The 17,215-nt window shown below is 35.5% G+C and carries 13 protein-coding genes; 4 read left to right on the top strand and 9 right to left on the bottom strand.

What is annotated here, in order from left to right:
• Positions 1–15 precede the first annotated feature (15 nt).
• Complete coding sequence (locus C8P70_RS08785; protein ID WP_133712966.1) at positions 16–864, bottom strand: ChaN family lipoprotein; 849 nt, start codon at positions 862–864, stop codon at positions 16–18.
• A 177-nt stretch (positions 865–1,041) separates the two neighbouring features.
• Here C8P70_RS08785 and C8P70_RS08790 point away from each other — a divergent pair, with 177 nt between their 5' ends.
• The gene (locus tag C8P70_RS08790; RefSeq protein ID WP_133712967.1) at positions 1,042–1,830 is read left to right on the top strand and encodes an alpha/beta fold hydrolase; all 789 of its coding nucleotides are present in this window, start codon (positions 1,042–1,044) and stop codon (positions 1,828–1,830) included.
• Here the strand turns inward: C8P70_RS08790 and C8P70_RS08795 are convergent, their stop codons facing one another.
• The 4 genes from C8P70_RS08795 to C8P70_RS08810 all read right to left on the bottom strand — a co-directional run bounded on the left by C8P70_RS08795 (position 1,831) and on the right by C8P70_RS08810 (position 10,565).
• Positions 1,831–4,596, bottom strand: coding sequence for a PD-(D/E)XK nuclease family protein (locus C8P70_RS08795; RefSeq protein ID WP_133712968.1), 2,766 nt, complete (start codon positions 4,594–4,596; stop codon positions 1,831–1,833). It abuts the gene before it with no gap.
• A 67-nt stretch (positions 4,597–4,663) separates the two neighbouring features.
• Entirely contained in the window at positions 4,664–6,055 is a 1,392-nt protein-coding gene (locus tag C8P70_RS08800) for an OmpA family protein (RefSeq protein WP_133712969.1), read from the bottom strand.
• Positions 6,056–6,163: 108 nt separating this feature from the next.
• Positions 6,164–7,357, bottom strand: coding sequence for a glycine C-acetyltransferase (gene kbl, locus C8P70_RS08805; protein ID WP_133712970.1), 1,194 nt, complete (start codon positions 7,355–7,357; stop codon positions 6,164–6,166).
• 40 nt (positions 7,358–7,397) lie between these two features.
• Positions 7,398–10,565, bottom strand: coding sequence for a UvrD-helicase domain-containing protein (locus C8P70_RS08810; RefSeq protein ID WP_133712971.1), 3,168 nt, complete (start codon positions 10,563–10,565; stop codon positions 7,398–7,400).
• 98 nt (positions 10,566–10,663) lie between these two features.
• On the opposite strand from C8P70_RS08810, the gene C8P70_RS08815 reads away from it, so the two are divergent.
• Entirely contained in the window at positions 10,664–11,269 is a 606-nt protein-coding gene (locus C8P70_RS08815; RefSeq protein ID WP_133712972.1) for a superoxide dismutase, read from the top strand.
• An 83-nt stretch (positions 11,270–11,352) separates the two neighbouring features.
• Here C8P70_RS08815 and C8P70_RS08820 read toward each other — a convergent pair whose 3' ends face one another.
• The 4 genes from C8P70_RS08820 to purN form a co-directional block, all read right to left on the bottom strand.
• Complete coding sequence (locus tag C8P70_RS08820) at positions 11,353–13,251, bottom strand: amidophosphoribosyltransferase (RefSeq protein WP_133712973.1); 1,899 nt, start codon at positions 13,249–13,251, stop codon at positions 11,353–11,355.
• A 64-nt stretch (positions 13,252–13,315) separates the two neighbouring features.
• Positions 13,316–14,245: a PfkB family carbohydrate kinase gene (locus C8P70_RS08825; protein WP_133712974.1), complete on the bottom strand. Its 930-nt coding sequence runs from the start codon at positions 14,243–14,245 to the stop codon at positions 13,316–13,318.
• 61 nt (positions 14,246–14,306) lie between these two features.
• Positions 14,307–14,789: a ribonuclease HI gene (gene rnhA / locus C8P70_RS08830; protein WP_133712975.1), complete on the bottom strand. Its 483-nt coding sequence runs from the start codon at positions 14,787–14,789 to the stop codon at positions 14,307–14,309.
• Positions 14,789–15,358, bottom strand: coding sequence for a phosphoribosylglycinamide formyltransferase (gene purN, locus C8P70_RS08835; RefSeq protein WP_133712976.1), 570 nt, complete (start codon positions 15,356–15,358; stop codon positions 14,789–14,791). The genes rnhA and purN overlap by 1 nt, the downstream gene beginning before the upstream one ends.
• A gap of 186 nt (positions 15,359–15,544) precedes the next feature.
• Here purN and C8P70_RS08840 point away from each other — a divergent pair, with 186 nt between their 5' ends.
• Positions 15,545–15,781, top strand: coding sequence for an acyl carrier protein (locus tag C8P70_RS08840; protein WP_002988156.1), 237 nt, complete (start codon positions 15,545–15,547; stop codon positions 15,779–15,781).
• A 179-nt stretch (positions 15,782–15,960) separates the two neighbouring features.
• Positions 15,961–17,214: a beta-ketoacyl-ACP synthase II gene (gene fabF / locus C8P70_RS08845; protein WP_133712977.1), complete on the top strand. Its 1,254-nt coding sequence runs from the start codon at positions 15,961–15,963 to the stop codon at positions 17,212–17,214.
• Position 17,215: the final 1 nt, after the last annotated feature.

Below are 17,215 nucleotides of genomic sequence, written 5' to 3' on the forward strand. Positions count from 1 at the left end.
TTATTTACAAAAAAATTAAAAAGACTTTAAAATATTCGCATCTATAACAATGATAAAGTTAGCCAAACCTAAATTATCTTTTTCAAAAACATCTACATTATCGCTTTCTACCATCGTTATTGTTGCCACTTTTAGTTCTGGAGCGTATTGATTGAGATACCAAACTATACCTTCAAAATTATTGCTGTGATAAGCACCATTATAATGAATAAACTGTTTTCCTTCTCTTTTATATTTTGAAATAAAATATCCCATTGTAGCATCTTTTATAGCCTGGGCTTTAGGCAGATTTTCTTCCTGATGGTCTTCAAACATAGTTAACATTTTTTGATATCCCGGTAAAGAAACATCATACGGAAAAGGTAGCGGAGCAATCCACTCTTTTTCCTGAAGGGTCAAACTATCTAAAGCCTCAATTCCTTTTTTATATAACAAATTAGCAAATCTACGAGGCACATTGGTTGCGATAAACTCCAAATTATTGGCTTTAGCATATTCTACCAAAGGCTTATAGTCGGTTTTATAATTATCCCACAAACGAACCTGCTCTGCAAATTCCTTTTCGTCTATTTTTCCTTTTACATAAGCTGTTAATCCTTCGCGGTTATCGGTTTCAAACATTTCTGCCCCCAATGTAATATTTCTATCTTTGCCAAGCGCTTTTGTGGTTTGCAACTGTAACCAATGTCCGAGCGAATTATTGTGAAATTCTCCAAACAATACAACATCCTCTTTTTTTAAGTGCTTTATCATTTTTGCAAAGCTTACTTTTTTTCCATTGGAGCTGTATATTTGATAAGGTTTTCCATTTTGCCCAAATCCTAAAAAACTAATTAAAATGACTAGTAAATAAATTTTTTTCATTATACTTTTAATTATAATCAACTATTAATCTGCTACAAAAATAGTGTTTTTATTTATTTAGACTTATTTTAGATTGATAAATATAGAGTAGCTGTTATTTTCTTGATAACTATTCCAAAAAACTTCTGCTTTTATACTATTTTGAACCTGTTTATATTTGTATAAGAAATATTATCTATGGACTACCAAACAGTATCTTTTAAAAACATTGATATCGCCTATACAGAACACGGGAAAGGCAGCGCACTGATTATGCTGCACGGCTTCTTAGAAAATGCCCTCATGTGGCAAAAAATAACAAAGGATTTTTCCAAAAGATTCCGGGTTATTGCTATTGACTTATTAGGACATGGTAAAACGGGCTGTTTAGGGTACATGCACTCCATGGAAGACATGGCAGATGCCGTTTTTGCCGTTATTTCTGAATTAAAACTGCGAAAAGTAACCTTAATAGGTCATTCTATGGGTGGTTACGTTTCCCTTGCATTTGCAGAACTATATCCTGATAGGGTTAAAAGTATGATATTAATTAATTCAACAGCACGACCTGATAATAAGGAAAGAATAGAAAACAGAAACCGTGCCATTGAACTAATCAAACAGAACAGTGCCACGTTTGTAAATATGGCAATCAATAATTTGTTTTCAGATGAAATCCGACCTTTTATTCAGTCTGAAATCAAGCATACCAAACAAGAAGCCTTAAAAACACCCGTTCAAGGAATAATTGCCGCATTAGAAGGCATGAAAATTCGTATTGACAGAGAGGTGATTTTACATTTTGCTCCTTATCCCATTGCTTTGATATTAGGCAACTCCGATCCGGTAATGCCTTACACAGAAACTGCAGAACAGATACAAAATACTGAAACAGTTTTATTCACTTTAAAAGGCGGACATATGCTTCACATTGAAGCACCTCAAGAATTATCTGATTCAATACAAAGTTTTTTAAAGAAAATATAGTTACTTGATTTCTTCTACAAAAGCTTGATCTGGATTAAGAATTGCAATCAGCAGCTGTATTAATTCTGCTTTAAAAATTTTTAATATTTCCTGGTTAATCTGACAATTAACACTTCTGCCTTCTCTAACGCCAAAAAATAAAAAGCCTTCTTTTCTGTTTTTAAAAGAATAAATTCCCGCTTCTATAGGTTTATCTTTATTTTCTTCACTATACATTAAGGCATATAGCAGAAGCTGAATAATCTTCTCGTTTTTCAACTCCATTGTTAAACCTTCCCATTTTGACAATTTTACATCATTAGAATTAACCCTTCCCGTTTTGTAATCAATCACTCTAACTATCCCGTTTCGCTCTTCAATTCTATCCACCACACCAAACAGATTAACCGGGTATGGTAAAGATTCATCCAGAAGAGTATAAAACAATTCTTTTTCCAATTCTAAAATACGAACCTTATCTCCTTCTTTCAGTTGTTCAAGTTCTACCTTTAAAAAGTGATATACATTTCTCTTAGCTACTTCAAATGCTAAAAGATTTTTTCCCATTCTTTCTCTATCGCTATTATACACTTCCTCAAACTGCTTAGCAACTTCTTCATCGGCAATTTCTAACATCTTTATCACATCAAACTCTACCAAATTAAATCCTACATACGGTCTGTACAGATTTTCCAGAGCATTGTGAATAATAGTTCCTAAAGTATTTAATGCTACATTTTCTTCTACTTCTTCAACTTCTTTTATACGCAATACTCTCTGCATATAAAACTGAACAGGATTTCTGAGATAACTAGACAAAGATGAAGGAGAGAATCCTTTTGTTTCTGTAGCTATTTTTTCTAGCTGCTGTTGCAGCAAAATAGATTTTTCAATTTTAATCGGCTCGTACGCTTTTTCCGGTAAAAAAGCAGAATATGTCAAATTACTCAGATGATGCTTTGGTTGCTTTTCTATTTCGAGCTGAGTCAAAAAACGGCTCTTTTCACCAGCATCCAACCCCTCTGACTGCGAATTGTACAACAAGTATATATTTTTGGCTCGCAACAGTAAATGATAAAAATGAAAACTGTAAATAGCATCTTTTTCTTTAAAAGTCGGCAGACCGAATTCTCTTTTGACATCGTAAGGTATAAATGAATTTTGGGTTTTCCCCGACGGAAATTTACCCTCATTTACCGAAGTAACAATTACGGTATCAAAATCCAAAACTCTGCTTTCTAACACCCCCATAACCTGAAGTCCTTGAAGCGGTTCTCCTTCAAATGAAACTTCTGCCATTTCCATCACTTGCTTATAAAGCGCATAGAGTGTTTCGTAAGAAGTGATAAAATCATATTTTTCACAATATGTAACCAATCGGTTGAGCAGATTATACGCTGCATACAAAAAAGTTTTTACTAGAACCTCTTCTCCTTCATTGGAAAGCTTTTCTTTAATTTCTAAAACTATCTTCAATAGTTTTTGAAGCATTTCTTTAGGCGTTTTTTGTTCCCACGATTCCAAAACCTCTTGAAGCAATTGATTTTGAACTTCTTCTCCCCAAGAGCTAAAACGTTCAAGTGAAAAAAAAGTCAGATTTTTTTTCTTTATTTGATTTATTACCTCCGTGGCATCCACAAGGGATGTGAAAATAGGATTTGCTAAAACATCAATTACTTCTTTATAATATACTACATATTGGCTTCCTTCTCGTCTAAGTGCAGACAAGTGCATCTTAAATATTTTATTTAACAATATCAACACCGGATTGCTTTTACCTTCGTATCCCATAGTAATATTTAAACTATTAACTTTATCAGGCAAAGCGTAAAGCACAGGCAGCAACAGGTTTTCATCTCCCAACACAACTGTCGTTTTATCTAATTGAGCTCCCGATTCTATAGTATCTTCTAAAATCTGTCCAACTATTTTGGCTTGTCCGACCGATTTAGGCGTTTGAATAATCTTGATATTTTTTTCTTTTCCAAAATCATCAACTATCCATTCAAAAGGATTAGTCTGGTAATATTTCCAGGTTTTTTTTATTCTTCTCAGGAATAAACCCGCATCATGATAAGGATCATTGAAAAAAACCTCATCAATATCCCAAAAAACTCTTCCCCTTCCTTCCAACAAAATATACTGAATAATTAATTCTTCAGCAGCATTGAGGGCATTGAATCCCGCAAAATAAAACTGTTGTTGTTTATTTTCCTCTAAAAAAGCCTCTTTCTTTTTTACAGCCTCTCGATAAATAAGTCCCTGATATCCTCTTTGCTTAGACAAAAGACAAGCATATAAAGTTTCATAATACTCAGGCATTCGCTTCCAAAACTCCAAATAGTTATCAATCAAAGCGGTTCTTTGATTCGGATCTAAAGACCAGTGTTTTATGTCTTCGATATCTTTCAGGTATGAAAACACATGATCCGGCTTTAACAAATACCGATCAATTTCATTAAAGTCCTGTAACAGCATTTTTGCCCAATTAGCATATCTATCAAAGTCCTGAGATTTTTCTTGGTGAATTTCTTTGTAAACACTATAAAACTCAAATAACAACTCAATAGAATCGATCGATTTAATTCCTGATATCGTCTGAATCAATTCTTCAACACTGATAATTACAGGAGCAAATACACTTTTTGTATAATGCTTTTTTAAACTATCCAACAAAAAAACTCCTGCTCTTTTATTAGGAACAACAATCGTTAAACAATTCATGTCAAGAGGAAAATCCTCCTTTATTTTTGCACTTAATTTATCGAGAAAAGTTATAGAATCCATAGCCTAAAGATATAAAAAAACGCTTCGATTTCTCGAAGCGTTTTTTGAATATTAATTACAATGCTAATTATTTTTTCACTTGAATTTCAACACGTCTGTTTAATTCACGTCCTTTCACTGTTTTATTATCAGCAATCGGATTTGCAGAACCGTATCCTTGAGAAGATAATCTGCTTGAGTCTACTCCTTTTTCAATTAAATAAACTTTAACTGCATTAGCTCTGTTATCAGATAAAGGAATATTGATTTTATCAGAACCTGTACTGTCTGTATATCCTGCAATATGGAATTTAGCAGTTGGATATTCGTTCATTATTCTAACAATATTGTCTAATACTGCATAAGATGACTCTTGGAAAGTGTATTTACCTGTGTTAAACAAGATTGTTTTTCCGTAATCATTAAGCTGTTTAACTTGCTCCTCTTTGATTTCCGGACATCCGTTGTTAGAAGCTGGACCAGGAACATCTGGACATTTATCTAAATGATCTGGTACGCCATCACCATCTCTATCTGGCCAAGGACAACCTTTGTTTTCTTTTGGACCAGGTACATCCGGACACTCATCTAAATGATCTGGCACACCATCTCCATCTGTATCAGGACATCCGTTGAACTCAGCTAAACCTGGTACATCCGGGCACTCATCTAAATGATCTGGAATTCCGTCTCCATCTGTATCAGGACATCCGTTAAACTCAGCTAAACCTGGTACATCCGGGCACTCATCTAAATGATCTGGAATTCCGTCTCCATCTGTATCAGGACATCCGTTAAACTCAGCTAAGCCTGGTACATCCGGACATTCATCATATTTATCTAAAATTCCATCTCCATCTGTATCTTTTCCACCAAATTGGAATCGAATACCAGCAAAATGTTGCATATGCGAAGCTACATCTACATCCGGAGTTCTTGAATCGTCAAATGAATGCTTATAAGTAGACTGTACTGTTAAGGCAATATTCGGAGTAAACCAAAAGTTTAATCCCAAACCTCCATTAGCAGTTCCTGTACTTGCATCTCCCATGAAAGTATATCCTCCACCTACTAATAAGAATGGGTCAATAACTCTTGATTTTAATATTTCTTTGAAGCTGTATTTAATTTCAGCGTCAATTCCATAATAAGACAAATCTCCAGGATTGTAAACCTCATACCCTTGCTTGTCATTTTTATAGAATTTTTCTATTTTATTAACAGATCCCACAACTCCTACAGAAAATCCGTCTCCTAAATATCTGGATACATTTAAGTATGACACAGAAGGAAGAATATTCCAATTGCCTGTTTTAAAATAACCTCCCAAACGATTTGAGAAGTTGCTGGTAGTACTAATTTTAGTATCAACTGCGTTAGCACCAACGGTTACAGCCCATGGATGATCCGCATCCTGAGCATGAGCAGATAACCCCGCGCAAAGAATTGCTGCTGCAAATAATTTGTTGAGATGTTTCATAACTTTTATTTTTTACTTTACCGTAATATTAAGCAAAAATACAATTATATAGCATATTCACAAAACTTTTAGCTAAGAATTGTTCTTTTTGCCTTTTTTATTTCTATTTTAAATTACTCCTAATTCTTTTCCTACTTCTGTAAACGCCTGAATAGCTTTATCTAAATGTTCTTTTGTATGCGCAGCAGATAACTGAACTCTAATTCGCGCTTTATCTTGCGGTACAACCGGATAAAAGAAACCGATTACATACACTCCTTTTTCCAATAGTTTATCTGCCATCACCTGAGAGAGCTTGGCATCATATAGCATTACAGGCACAATTGCAGAGTCTCCGTCAATAATATCAAAACCTGCTTTTTTCATTCCTTCTTTGAAATAATTTGTATTCCACTCCAATTTATCGCGCAAAGAGGTATCCTTTTTCAGCAATTCAAATACCTTAACAGAAGCCCCTACGATCATAGGTGCCAATGAATTTGAAAACAAATAAGGTCTTGAACGCTGTCTTAAAATTTCAATAATTTCTTTTTTACCTGTTGTATATCCTCCCATCGCACCTCCTAAAGCTTTACCTAAAGTACCTGTAATAATATCTACGCGCCCCATTACTTTTTTAGCTTCGAGGGTTCCCTTTCCTGTAGCTCCGATAAAACCAGCTGCGTGGCATTCATCAACCATCACTAAGGCATCATATTTATCTGCTAAATCACATATTTTATCGAGAGGAGCAACCAGTCCGTCCATTGAAAAAACTCCGTCAGTCACAATAATTTTAAAACGATGTCCTGCTTCATTTGCTTTGATGAGCTGTTTCTCCAATTCCTCCATATTGTTATTCTCATATCTATAACGTGCTGCTTTACATAAGCGGACTCCGTCAATAATAGAGGCATGATTTAAACTATCCGATATAATTGCGTCTTCTTCTCCAAGCAAAGGCTCAAAAACCCCTCCATTCGCGTCAAAAGCTGCCGCATACAGAATAGTATCTTCTGTTTCGTAAAAATCAGCAATTGTAGCTTCCAGTTTTTTATGGATATCCTGCGTTCCGCAAATAAAGCGAACTGACGACATTCCAAAACCATGAGAATCCAATGTGTCTTTTGCTGCCTGAACCACTTCAGGATGTGACGATAGTCCTAAATAGTTGTTAGCACAAAAATTTAATACTTTAGCGCCAGACGACACTGTTATCTCTGCACCTTGCGGAGAAGTAATAATACGTTCCTTTTTAAACAAACCATTTTTTTCGATACTCTCCAATTCATTCTGGAGGTGTTCTTTTATTTTTCCGTACATATTATTTTATTAAACGTTATTATCTTTCTAATTGTTGGTCTTACAAATGTATTATATTTAAATGATCTCCTCCCGTGTACAGCAAAACTTTTTTCTTTACGTCATATCCCATCTCCTGCAAAGCTTGCTCGTATCGCATCAGTTGCTCCTTGTGCTTATTTTGTTCCTTTCCTGTTTTATAATCCAACAAAAACGCTTCTCCGTACTTGTTAACAACTACTCTGTCGGGAATACTATTGGATAGTTTTTCACCAATAATCATTTTTTCGTTAAACACCTGATTGCCTTCTTCAAAAAATTCGCTGAGTTCAGCATGTTTTACAATACTTGTTACTGTAGCAGTAAATCCTTCTTTAGATTCTTCAGTTATCAGACCTTCTTCCAAAGCCTGTAGAACCGCATCGTCAATATCCTTTGAAGTAATTATAAACGACATTACTTTGTGAACAATATTTCCATACTCTATGGCTTTCTGGTTTTGAGCATCCCACATTAGCGCTTCTCGCTTTGCTATCTTTATCTGCCCAAAGTCAAAAGGCTTTTTCACCGAATGGATTATCTCAACAGAACCTGCTTCTCGTTCTTTTTTCTCAGATATCCTCGTAGCATTCCCAAATTCATATTGAAATTCATCGTTTTCAAATTTACCTTGAACATTTAAAAAATCCAGAAAAAAAGAAGACATATTGTTTTTTAACTCCCCCTTATCGGTAACGTTGTAATAACTGATTATATACAATTGCTCTTCTGCTCTGGTTAAAGCCACGTATAGTACATTAACATTATCCAGTAAAAATTCCTCTTCTTTTTGTTCGTATAACTCGCGAGCCAATTTACCATAATCAGCTACTTCTTTTTTTGAGTCAACAAGTGCCTTTGGAAAGTCCAGTCCTTCTTCCGTTTCAATATTTAGCCACAATTTATCTCTGTTGGAACGAGTATAATCCTCTTCTGCAAACGGAAAAATTACCACCGGAAACTCTAATCCTTTTGATTTGTGAATGGTCATAATCTGGACTGCATTTTTCCCTTCCGGTGTAGGAATACTAAATTTTTGATAATTCTCTTCCCAATACTCTAAAAAATCAGATATACCAAATACATTTTTAACCGTACGCTCTAATACTAAATCTAAAAAATACAGCACATATGAAATGGTGCTTTTTTCAGGCAAAAATGCTTTCACAATATTCTCGACTGCTTCATACAGCGATTTTTTTCGACATCTGTCAAAAGAAATATCGATCCCATTCTCTTTTAGCCAATTTTCAAATACTTTTTCTTTTTTCAGTTCCAATCCCTGATCAATAAAATCATGGACGGCTACTGGATTTTCGCTTTTCTGTTGATTAGCAATATAGTAAAGCATCATTACTTTTGCTTCTAAATCACTTTCGCTCTTAAGATAGCGGAGTACATTAATAATAACCCTGACTTCTGTAGCATTATTGATAAGTAAAGAATCCGAAGACAGAATGGGTATTTCATTCTCTGTCAAATAATTTGCCAGAATAACTCCATGATGTCTCTTTCGGGTCAGAATAACAATATCACTGTAGTCAAATCCTTCAGCAACTGCTTTTTGAATCGCTTTTAAAGTCGCTTTAGCATATTGCTCTTCTTTAATTTTCCCTTCCTCTACTTCACCTTCCGTTAAAAATCTCAAGCTTACATATCCTCCCCTTTTATCATTAATTTGCTGCGAACTATTATTTTGATACAAGTCCAGATAATCTTCATGAGTAAACTTTTCTGAAATACATTTAAAAAACAGATTGTTAAACTGGATTACTTCTGAATAGCTTCTGTAATTTTTTTCAAGCGATATTACTTTCTTATCCGGATTCGAAAAAGGATTTTCGCCTTTGCTCAACGCTATAAACTGTTCTGCTTTTCCTCCTCTCCATCGATAAATAGATTGTTTAGGATCGCCAACAATCATTAAAGTACCCTTATTTTGTGAATGATCTTCGCCTGCAAGTGCATTATCTATGAGCGGAATAAGGTTATGCCATTGCAGTTCGGATGTATCCTGAAATTCATCTATAAAAAAATGATTGTACCGCTCGCCTAAGCGCTCATAAATAAAAGGTGCTGGCTGATTTTGAAGCTCGTTGTGGATAATGGCATTAAACTGACTGATTGATAAAATATTTTTCTCTTGTTGAATTTTATCCATTTCTTGTCCTAATGCATTAAGCAAAGAAAGCGGTGTTATGTTTTTTAAGAATGCCTGATAAAATGCTCGTTTAGCATATAATTGATAAACCTGACCTAATTTCTCCAAAAATTGAGGAATATACTCTTCAATTAAATCTTTATCTTTTGCCGTTTTGTTAATCTGGATGTCTTCTGTTTCCAAATATTTTCGCTGAGTAGCTTTATCATCGTCATTTGCTATATAGTTGAGATGATTTGGAAAGGTTCCTCTGGAAAATGATTTGACATCTATTCCGTTTGTATTGATAAGATCTAAAAGGCAACTTCCCGTTTCTTTAGTTGTTTGTGTTATACTCCGAATCTCAAAACGCAAAAAATCGCGAACCCTCACAAAATCATCTAATTTTTTTTCAGCAAACAAAGCAATTTCTTCTCTGCTGTTTTCATTTAGCAGTAAGGCTCCCACTTCCTTAAGCTCTCTCGATATATCCCAACTCTTATCATTGTCTGCCTTATCAATAGAAAAGTCTATTAGCAAATTTGTCAGTTCTGGATCAACTCCTGCTTTAGATACAACTGCATCTACAGCCTCCTGCAATAATTCATCCGAATCCAATGTAACCTCAAATGAAATCGGCAAATCGAGATCAAATGCAAAAGAACGGATCACCTTATGCGTAAACTTATCTATTGTTGAAATGTCAAACGAAGCATAGTTATGAATAATGTTTTTTATGATCTTTTTGGATTTTGTTCTAACGTAATCTTCTTTTAATGCTGTTTCTTCCAAAATTTGAGTCAGCATCTGCTCATATTTTTGCGGTATATCGTTTTGCGAAAAAGCATATAAACAAGAAATCACCCTTATTTTCATCTCTGCTACCGCTTTATTAGTAAATGTAATAGCCAAAATCTTTTTATAGGCATCATCCTGTTTGTCTAACAGCAGTATTTTGAGGTATTCTTTGACCAGCGTATGTGTTTTTCCTGCTCCGGCAGAAGCGTTGTATATTGAAAAAGAAGGAGTTTCCACTTGATTATTCGGCATAAGAGTTAACGTACATTAAACAGTTTAGTTTTTTATTTTCCGTTTAAAATGACTAAATTTGAAATAAAATTAATACTAATCTTTAAATAATACGAATTATGGCTTTCGAATTACCAAAATTACCGTACGCCTACGATGCATTAGAACCACATATTGATGCTCGCACCATGGAAATCCACCACACAAAACACCACCAAGCATATACGACAAACCTAAATACAGCTATTGCCGGAACTGAATTGGAAGGAAAATCTATTGAAGAAATTCTGAAAAGTTTAGATATGTCAAAAGGTGCTGTACGCAATAATGGTGGAGGTTTTTACAATCACAATTTGTTTTGGACAGTTATGAGTCCTAATGGAGGAGGAGAACCAACAGGAGAATTAGCCGAAGCAATCAAAAAAGACTTTGGTTCTTTCGCAGAATTCAAAGATCAGTTTTCCAAAGCAGGAGCTACTCAGTTCGGATCAGGCTGGGCATGGCTTTGTGTAAAAGACGGAAAATTGGAAGTATGCGGAACTCCAAATCAAGACAACCCTTTAATGCCTAATACAGGATGCGGAGGCACTCCTATTTTAGGAATGGATGTTTGGGAACACGCTTACTACCTAAACTACCAAAACCGTCGTCCTGATTATATTACGGCTTTCTTTAATGTAATCAACTGGAATGAAGTGTCTAAGCGCTTTGCTGAAGCAAAATAAAAAATAGTAGTTTTTTCATAATTTTAAAAAGAAAGCAGCCTGAGATTTATAAAATCTGAGGCTGTTTTTATTTTTAGCTTTATTTAATAAGGCTTTTCGTCTCTTCCTTCAAAAAAGTTAATAAAGGCTCTGTTAACTACTCTATTTCCTCCAACCGTAGGATAATTACCTGTAAAATACCAGTCTCCCAAATTTTTAGGACAAGCTTTATGTAGATTTTCAACGGTTTGAAACACTACCTTTACATTTGATTTTACATCGGCATCTATAACCATATCTGCTATCTTTGCAGAAATTTCTTCGTCTGTGAAGGGTTCGTAAATTTCTTTCACATAATTTACAATTTCTGTATCTTTTAAATTTACCTGCGCTTTAGATTTTTCATAAACACTCTCTGCAATATGATACATATTCCGTTCTTTAAGCAATTCAACCGCGGCTCTAAAAGCAATTAACCCTTCCAATTTTGCCATATCAATACCATAACAGTCCGGGTATCTTACCTGAGGTGCAGCAGAAACAACAACAATTTGTTTAGGGTGCAGCCTGTCCAGCATACGGATAATACTTTTCTTTAATGTAGTTCCGCGCACGATACTATCATCTATAATTACCAGATTATCCGTTGGCTGAATTACACCATAAGTAACGTCATAAACATGTGCCACCAAATCATCCCGACTGCTATCGTCCGTAATAAATGTGCGGAGCTTAGCATCCTTTACAGCTATTTTTTCCGTGCGGAGCTTAACCGATAAAATTTCCTGCAATGCCGTTTCATCCAAGCGGTCTTTTTGACCTAAAATATCTTTTATTTTTCGCTGATTCAAATAATCCTGAGCCCCTTCAAGCATGCCTATAAACGAAGTTTCCGAAGTATTGGGTATATAAGAAAACACTGAATTATCTGTATCATTGTCAATTGCCTCAAGCACTTGCGGAAAAATTAATTTTCCCAAATCCTTGCGCTCCTGATAAATTTCCATATCATTTCCTCTTGAAAAATAAATGCGTTCAAAAGAACACGCCTTTAACGGAAGCGGATCTAAAATCCGCTCAAAATTAACAGAGGCATCTTTGCGAATAATTATAGCCTGTCCCGGACTCAATTCGCGAATATCATCCGCAGACACATTAAACGCGGTTTGAATAACCGGTCTTTCACTAGCTACAACAACGATTTCATCATCGTCATAATAAAAAGCGGGACGAATACCCGCCGGGTCTCTAAGCACAAATGCATCTCCATGCCCTATCATTCCAGCCATTGCAAAACCACCGTCCCAGTTTTTAGAAGCTCTTCTTAAAATACGCCCTACATCCAGTCTTTCTCCAATAAACGGAGAAGCGTCTTTTTTAGAAAAGCCCTCTTCTTTTATCTTATAATATAAATCCGAAACTTCGTCGTCCAAAAAATGACCTATTTTTTCCATTACGGTAATTGTATCGGACATTTCTTTGGGATGCTGTCCTAAACGAACCAAATCATCAAATAACTCTTTAGAATTGGTTAAATTAAAATTTCCGGCAACTATCAAATTTCGGTGCACCCAATTATTTTGACGCAAAAACGGATGAACACTCTCGATGCTGTTTTTACCAAATGTTCCATACCGCACATGCCCTAAAAACACTTCTCCTATATATGGAATATATTTCTTTTGTAACTCCGCGCTTTCACAATATTCCGGATGCTCCTCCAACTCTTGGTTTATTCTCTCGTTTATCTGCGAAAAAATATCCTGAATAGGTTGAGCTTGGTTAGAACGCACACGACTGATATAACGTTCTCCCGGCTGCATATCCAGCTTTATACTTGCCAATCCGGCTCCATCCTGACCGCGATTATGCTGTTTTTCCATCAACAAATACATTTTTTGTATTGGATAAAAAGCAGACCCATACTTTTCTTTGTAATATGATAACGGTTTTTTTAACCTTAAAACCGCTATACCACATTCGTGTTTTAACGCGTCACTCATAGTTTGTTAGTTGTGTAGTATTATAATTAAATTAAAAAAAGCCCAAACGGGCTTAGCTATGACACTATTCCGCTAATTCGATATCGAATTGGGTTAACATTCTGAATTGTTGCAATCTTTCCTGTACTTCTTCCTGTTTTAAACATTCCATTCGTTCTGTTCCAAACTTCTCCACGCAAAAAGATGCCAAATTTGAACCGTATATAACGGCATTTTTCATGTTTCTGAACGAAACATTACTGCTTTGTGTAAGATATCCGGTAAATCCTCCGGCAAAAGTATCTCCAGCCCCTGTCGGATCAAAAACTTCTTTTAAAGGCAATGCGGGTGCAAAAAACACTTTTTTTCCAGAAAACAGCAGTGCCCCGTTTTCTCCTTTTTTAATAACCACGTATTTCGGACCCATTTCATGTATTTTTTCTGCTGCCTTTACCAGTGAATATTCTCCAGATAATTGCCGTGCTTCTTCATCATTTATTGTTATGACATCCACGCGCTGCAAAACTTCTTTCAGCTCATCCGGTGTATGATTCATCCAGTAGTTCATCGTGTCTAAAACAACCAGCTTGGGTTTTCGGCTAAGCTGATCCAATACATTTTTTTGAACTAGAGGGTGCAGATTCCCCAGCATTACCACATCAGCATCCTTAAAATTCTCAGAAACTTTAGGACTAAAATCCGCCAACACATTTAACTGCGTTTCCAATGTATCTCTGACGTTTAAATCATTGCGGTATTTTCCGCTCCAAAAGAATGTTTTTTCTCCTTGTACTATTTCGATTCCGGAAACATCTATATTCCTGCTTTTAAACAGCTCCAGATATTCTGCCGGAAAATCGTCTCCAACTACAGAAACTATCGCTGAATTAACATTAAAGTAGGCCGCTGATAACCCGATATACGTAGCTGCTCCTCCTAATGTTTTATCTGTCTTTCCAAAAGGAGTCTCTATCGCATCAAAAGCCACCGTTCCTACTATCAGTAATTTATTCATGTTTTTTGCTAAGAAATGAAGATGCAAATATACTCATAAGTTATTTTTGAAAAAAGGATTTTCAGAAAATCCCTTCTTCTCTGTGGTCTTCGTAATAATTGTCTTTCAACAAGTCTTTATTTAAGGCAGCTGCAACGGCTAACTGATCACAGCGCTCATTCATTGGATGATTATTATGGCCTTTTATCCACTGAAATTTTACTTGATGTTTGCGGTAAACTTTTAAAAAGCGAATCCACAAATCGGGATTTTTCTTTCCGGAAAAGCCTTTCTTTTCCCAGCCAAACACCCACCCTTTCGTTACCGAGTCCACCACATATTTAGAATCTGAAACTACCAATACAGATAGGTTCTCTTTTGTCAAAGCTTCCAATCCTACAATTACCGCCAATAATTCCATTCGGTTATTGGTTGTCAATCGGTATCCTTGTGAAAGCTCTTTATAATATTCTGTGTTATTGAGGTGTAAAATGACCCCATACCCTCCCGGTCCGGGATTTCCCCTTGACGAACCATCGGTATATAAAAGAATCTGAGATTGCATTAATTCGTTTTTGCTAAAAGTTGTTCAATTACTTCGGGAAAATGTTTGTGTTCTAATCGCTGCACTGCTTTAGCCACTTCTTCTGGGGTAAAGTCAGGTTGCACCTCTGTTGAAGCTTGAAAAATAACAGCTCCTTCGTCATAGTTTTCATTTACATAGTGAATTGTAATTCCAGTTAATTTTTCTTTATTTTTAACAACCGCTTCATGAACAAAATGTCCGTACATTCCCTTTCCTCCGTACTTAGGGAGCAACGCCGGATGAATATTGATTACTTTATTGGAATACTCTTTTACCAACTCTTCGGGGAATTTCCATAAAAAACCTGCCAAAACAATTAAATCAGGTGAGAAATCCTTTAATTTTTCTGCTACTTTCCCACTATTCAGCATATTTCTATCAAAAATCATTACAGGAATATTTCTTTTTTCCGCTTTTTCTATTACCTTAGCATTTGGGTTATTTACTAGTACCAAATATTGGTTGATATCTGATTTATTTTCAAAATAATTGATAATATTTTCGACATTAGTTCCTGAACCCGAAGCGAATAAAGCTATTTTTTTCATATAGAGATGCTGTAATATTGTATTAAATCGATACAAAAAAAAGAATAATTACTGACAATAAATAGAAAAATAACGAGAAGTATTAATTATTTTTATAATTTCGCACCGACAATTAACATGTAAAAGCAGGTTTTAAAATAAAGTTTTTTATTTTTGCCTACAAATTTAAATTTAAAATTAAAGATTATGTCAGACATTGCATCAAGAGTAAAAGCGATTATCGTTGACAAATTAGGTGTTGACGAGAACGAAGTTGTAGCAGAAGCAAGCTTCACTAATGATTTAGGAGCTGATTCACTAGACACTGTTGAGCTTATTATGGAATTCGAAAAAGAATTTGACATTCAAATTCCAGATGACCAAGCAGAAAACATTGCTACAGTTGGTCAAGCTATCTCTTACATTGAAGAAGCTAAAAAATAATAACTAACAACCCACGTGTTTTTTACACGTGGGCGTTATTATTTTATCTATTTGATAATTTATTGATAAAAAAGGAGAGATTGGAAACAATCTTTAAAAATATTTCAAACAAACTACCCAATGTTTCCTTTTTGGCAAAGTGAAAATTGGGATTTTTTTTTAACACAAACCATAACTTTATGAAATTAAAGCGAGTTGTTGTAACAGGTTTAGGTGCTCTCACCCCAATTGGGAATAATATCCAGGAGTATTGGAACAGCCTAATTAATGGAATAAGCGGAGCTGCGCCCATTACATATTTTGACGCTACCAATTTCAAAACTCAATTTGCGTGTGAAGTAAAAAACTTTAACGCAGAGGACTTTATTGAGCGAAAAGAAGCCCGCAAAATGGATCGCTTTGCACAGTATGCGATGGTTAGTGCTGAGGAAGCTATTAACGATTCAGGCATAAATCTTGATGCTATAAACAGAGACCGAGCAGGTGTAATCTGGGGATCGGGAATTGGCGGTTTAGAAACTTTTCAAAACGAAGTAACCAATTTTGTTACCGGAAACGGCATTCCTAAGTTCAATCCGTTCTTTATTCCTAAAATGATTGCAGATATTGCCAGCGGTCATATCTCTATGAAATACGGTCTTAGAGGACCAAATTTCACTACTGTATCTGCGTGTGCTTCTTCTACTAATGCCATTATAGATGCCTTTAATTACATCCGTTTGGGCATGGCAGACCTATTTGTTACAGGTGGTTCAGAAGCAGCTGTTACCATAGCGGGTATTGGTGGTTTTAATGCCATGCACGCTCTTTCAACCCGAAATGACGACCCAAAAACTGCTTCCCGACCAATGGACAAGGACAGAGAAGGGTTTGTTTTAGGAGAAGGGTCAGGTGCTTTAGTTTTAGAAGAATATGAACACGCTGTAGCACGCGGAGCAAAAATATATTGTGAAATCGGAGGCGGTGGCATGTCTGCCGATGCTCATCACTTAACAGCTCCACATCCGGAAGGATTGGGTGCAATGAACGTAATGCTTAACTGTTTAAGAGATGCCGATTTACAGCCTTCAGATGTAGATGCGCTAAATATGCATGGTACTTCTACTCCTCTTGGTGATATCGCTGAATCTAAAGCTATTCAACACGTATTTGGAGAACACGCATATAACATGAGCCTGAATTCCACAAAATCAATGACAGGGCATCTGTTAGGAGCTGCAGGAGTTATAGAAGCTATTTCTGTAATTCTTTCTCTCAAACACGGAATTATCCCGCCAACTATCAATCATTTTACGGACGACGACCAAATCGATTCAAAATTGAATTTCACTTTCAATACTGCTCAAAAAAGAGATATAAAAGTAGGCATGAGCAATACTTTTGGATTTGGCGGACACAACGCTTGTGTGTTGATGAAAAAAATTGATCTATAAA

Origin of the sequence: Myroides indicus, assembly GCF_004364575.1 — a bacterium.
GTDB lineage: Bacteria > Bacteroidota > Bacteroidia > Flavobacteriales > Flavobacteriaceae > Flavobacterium > Flavobacterium indicum_A.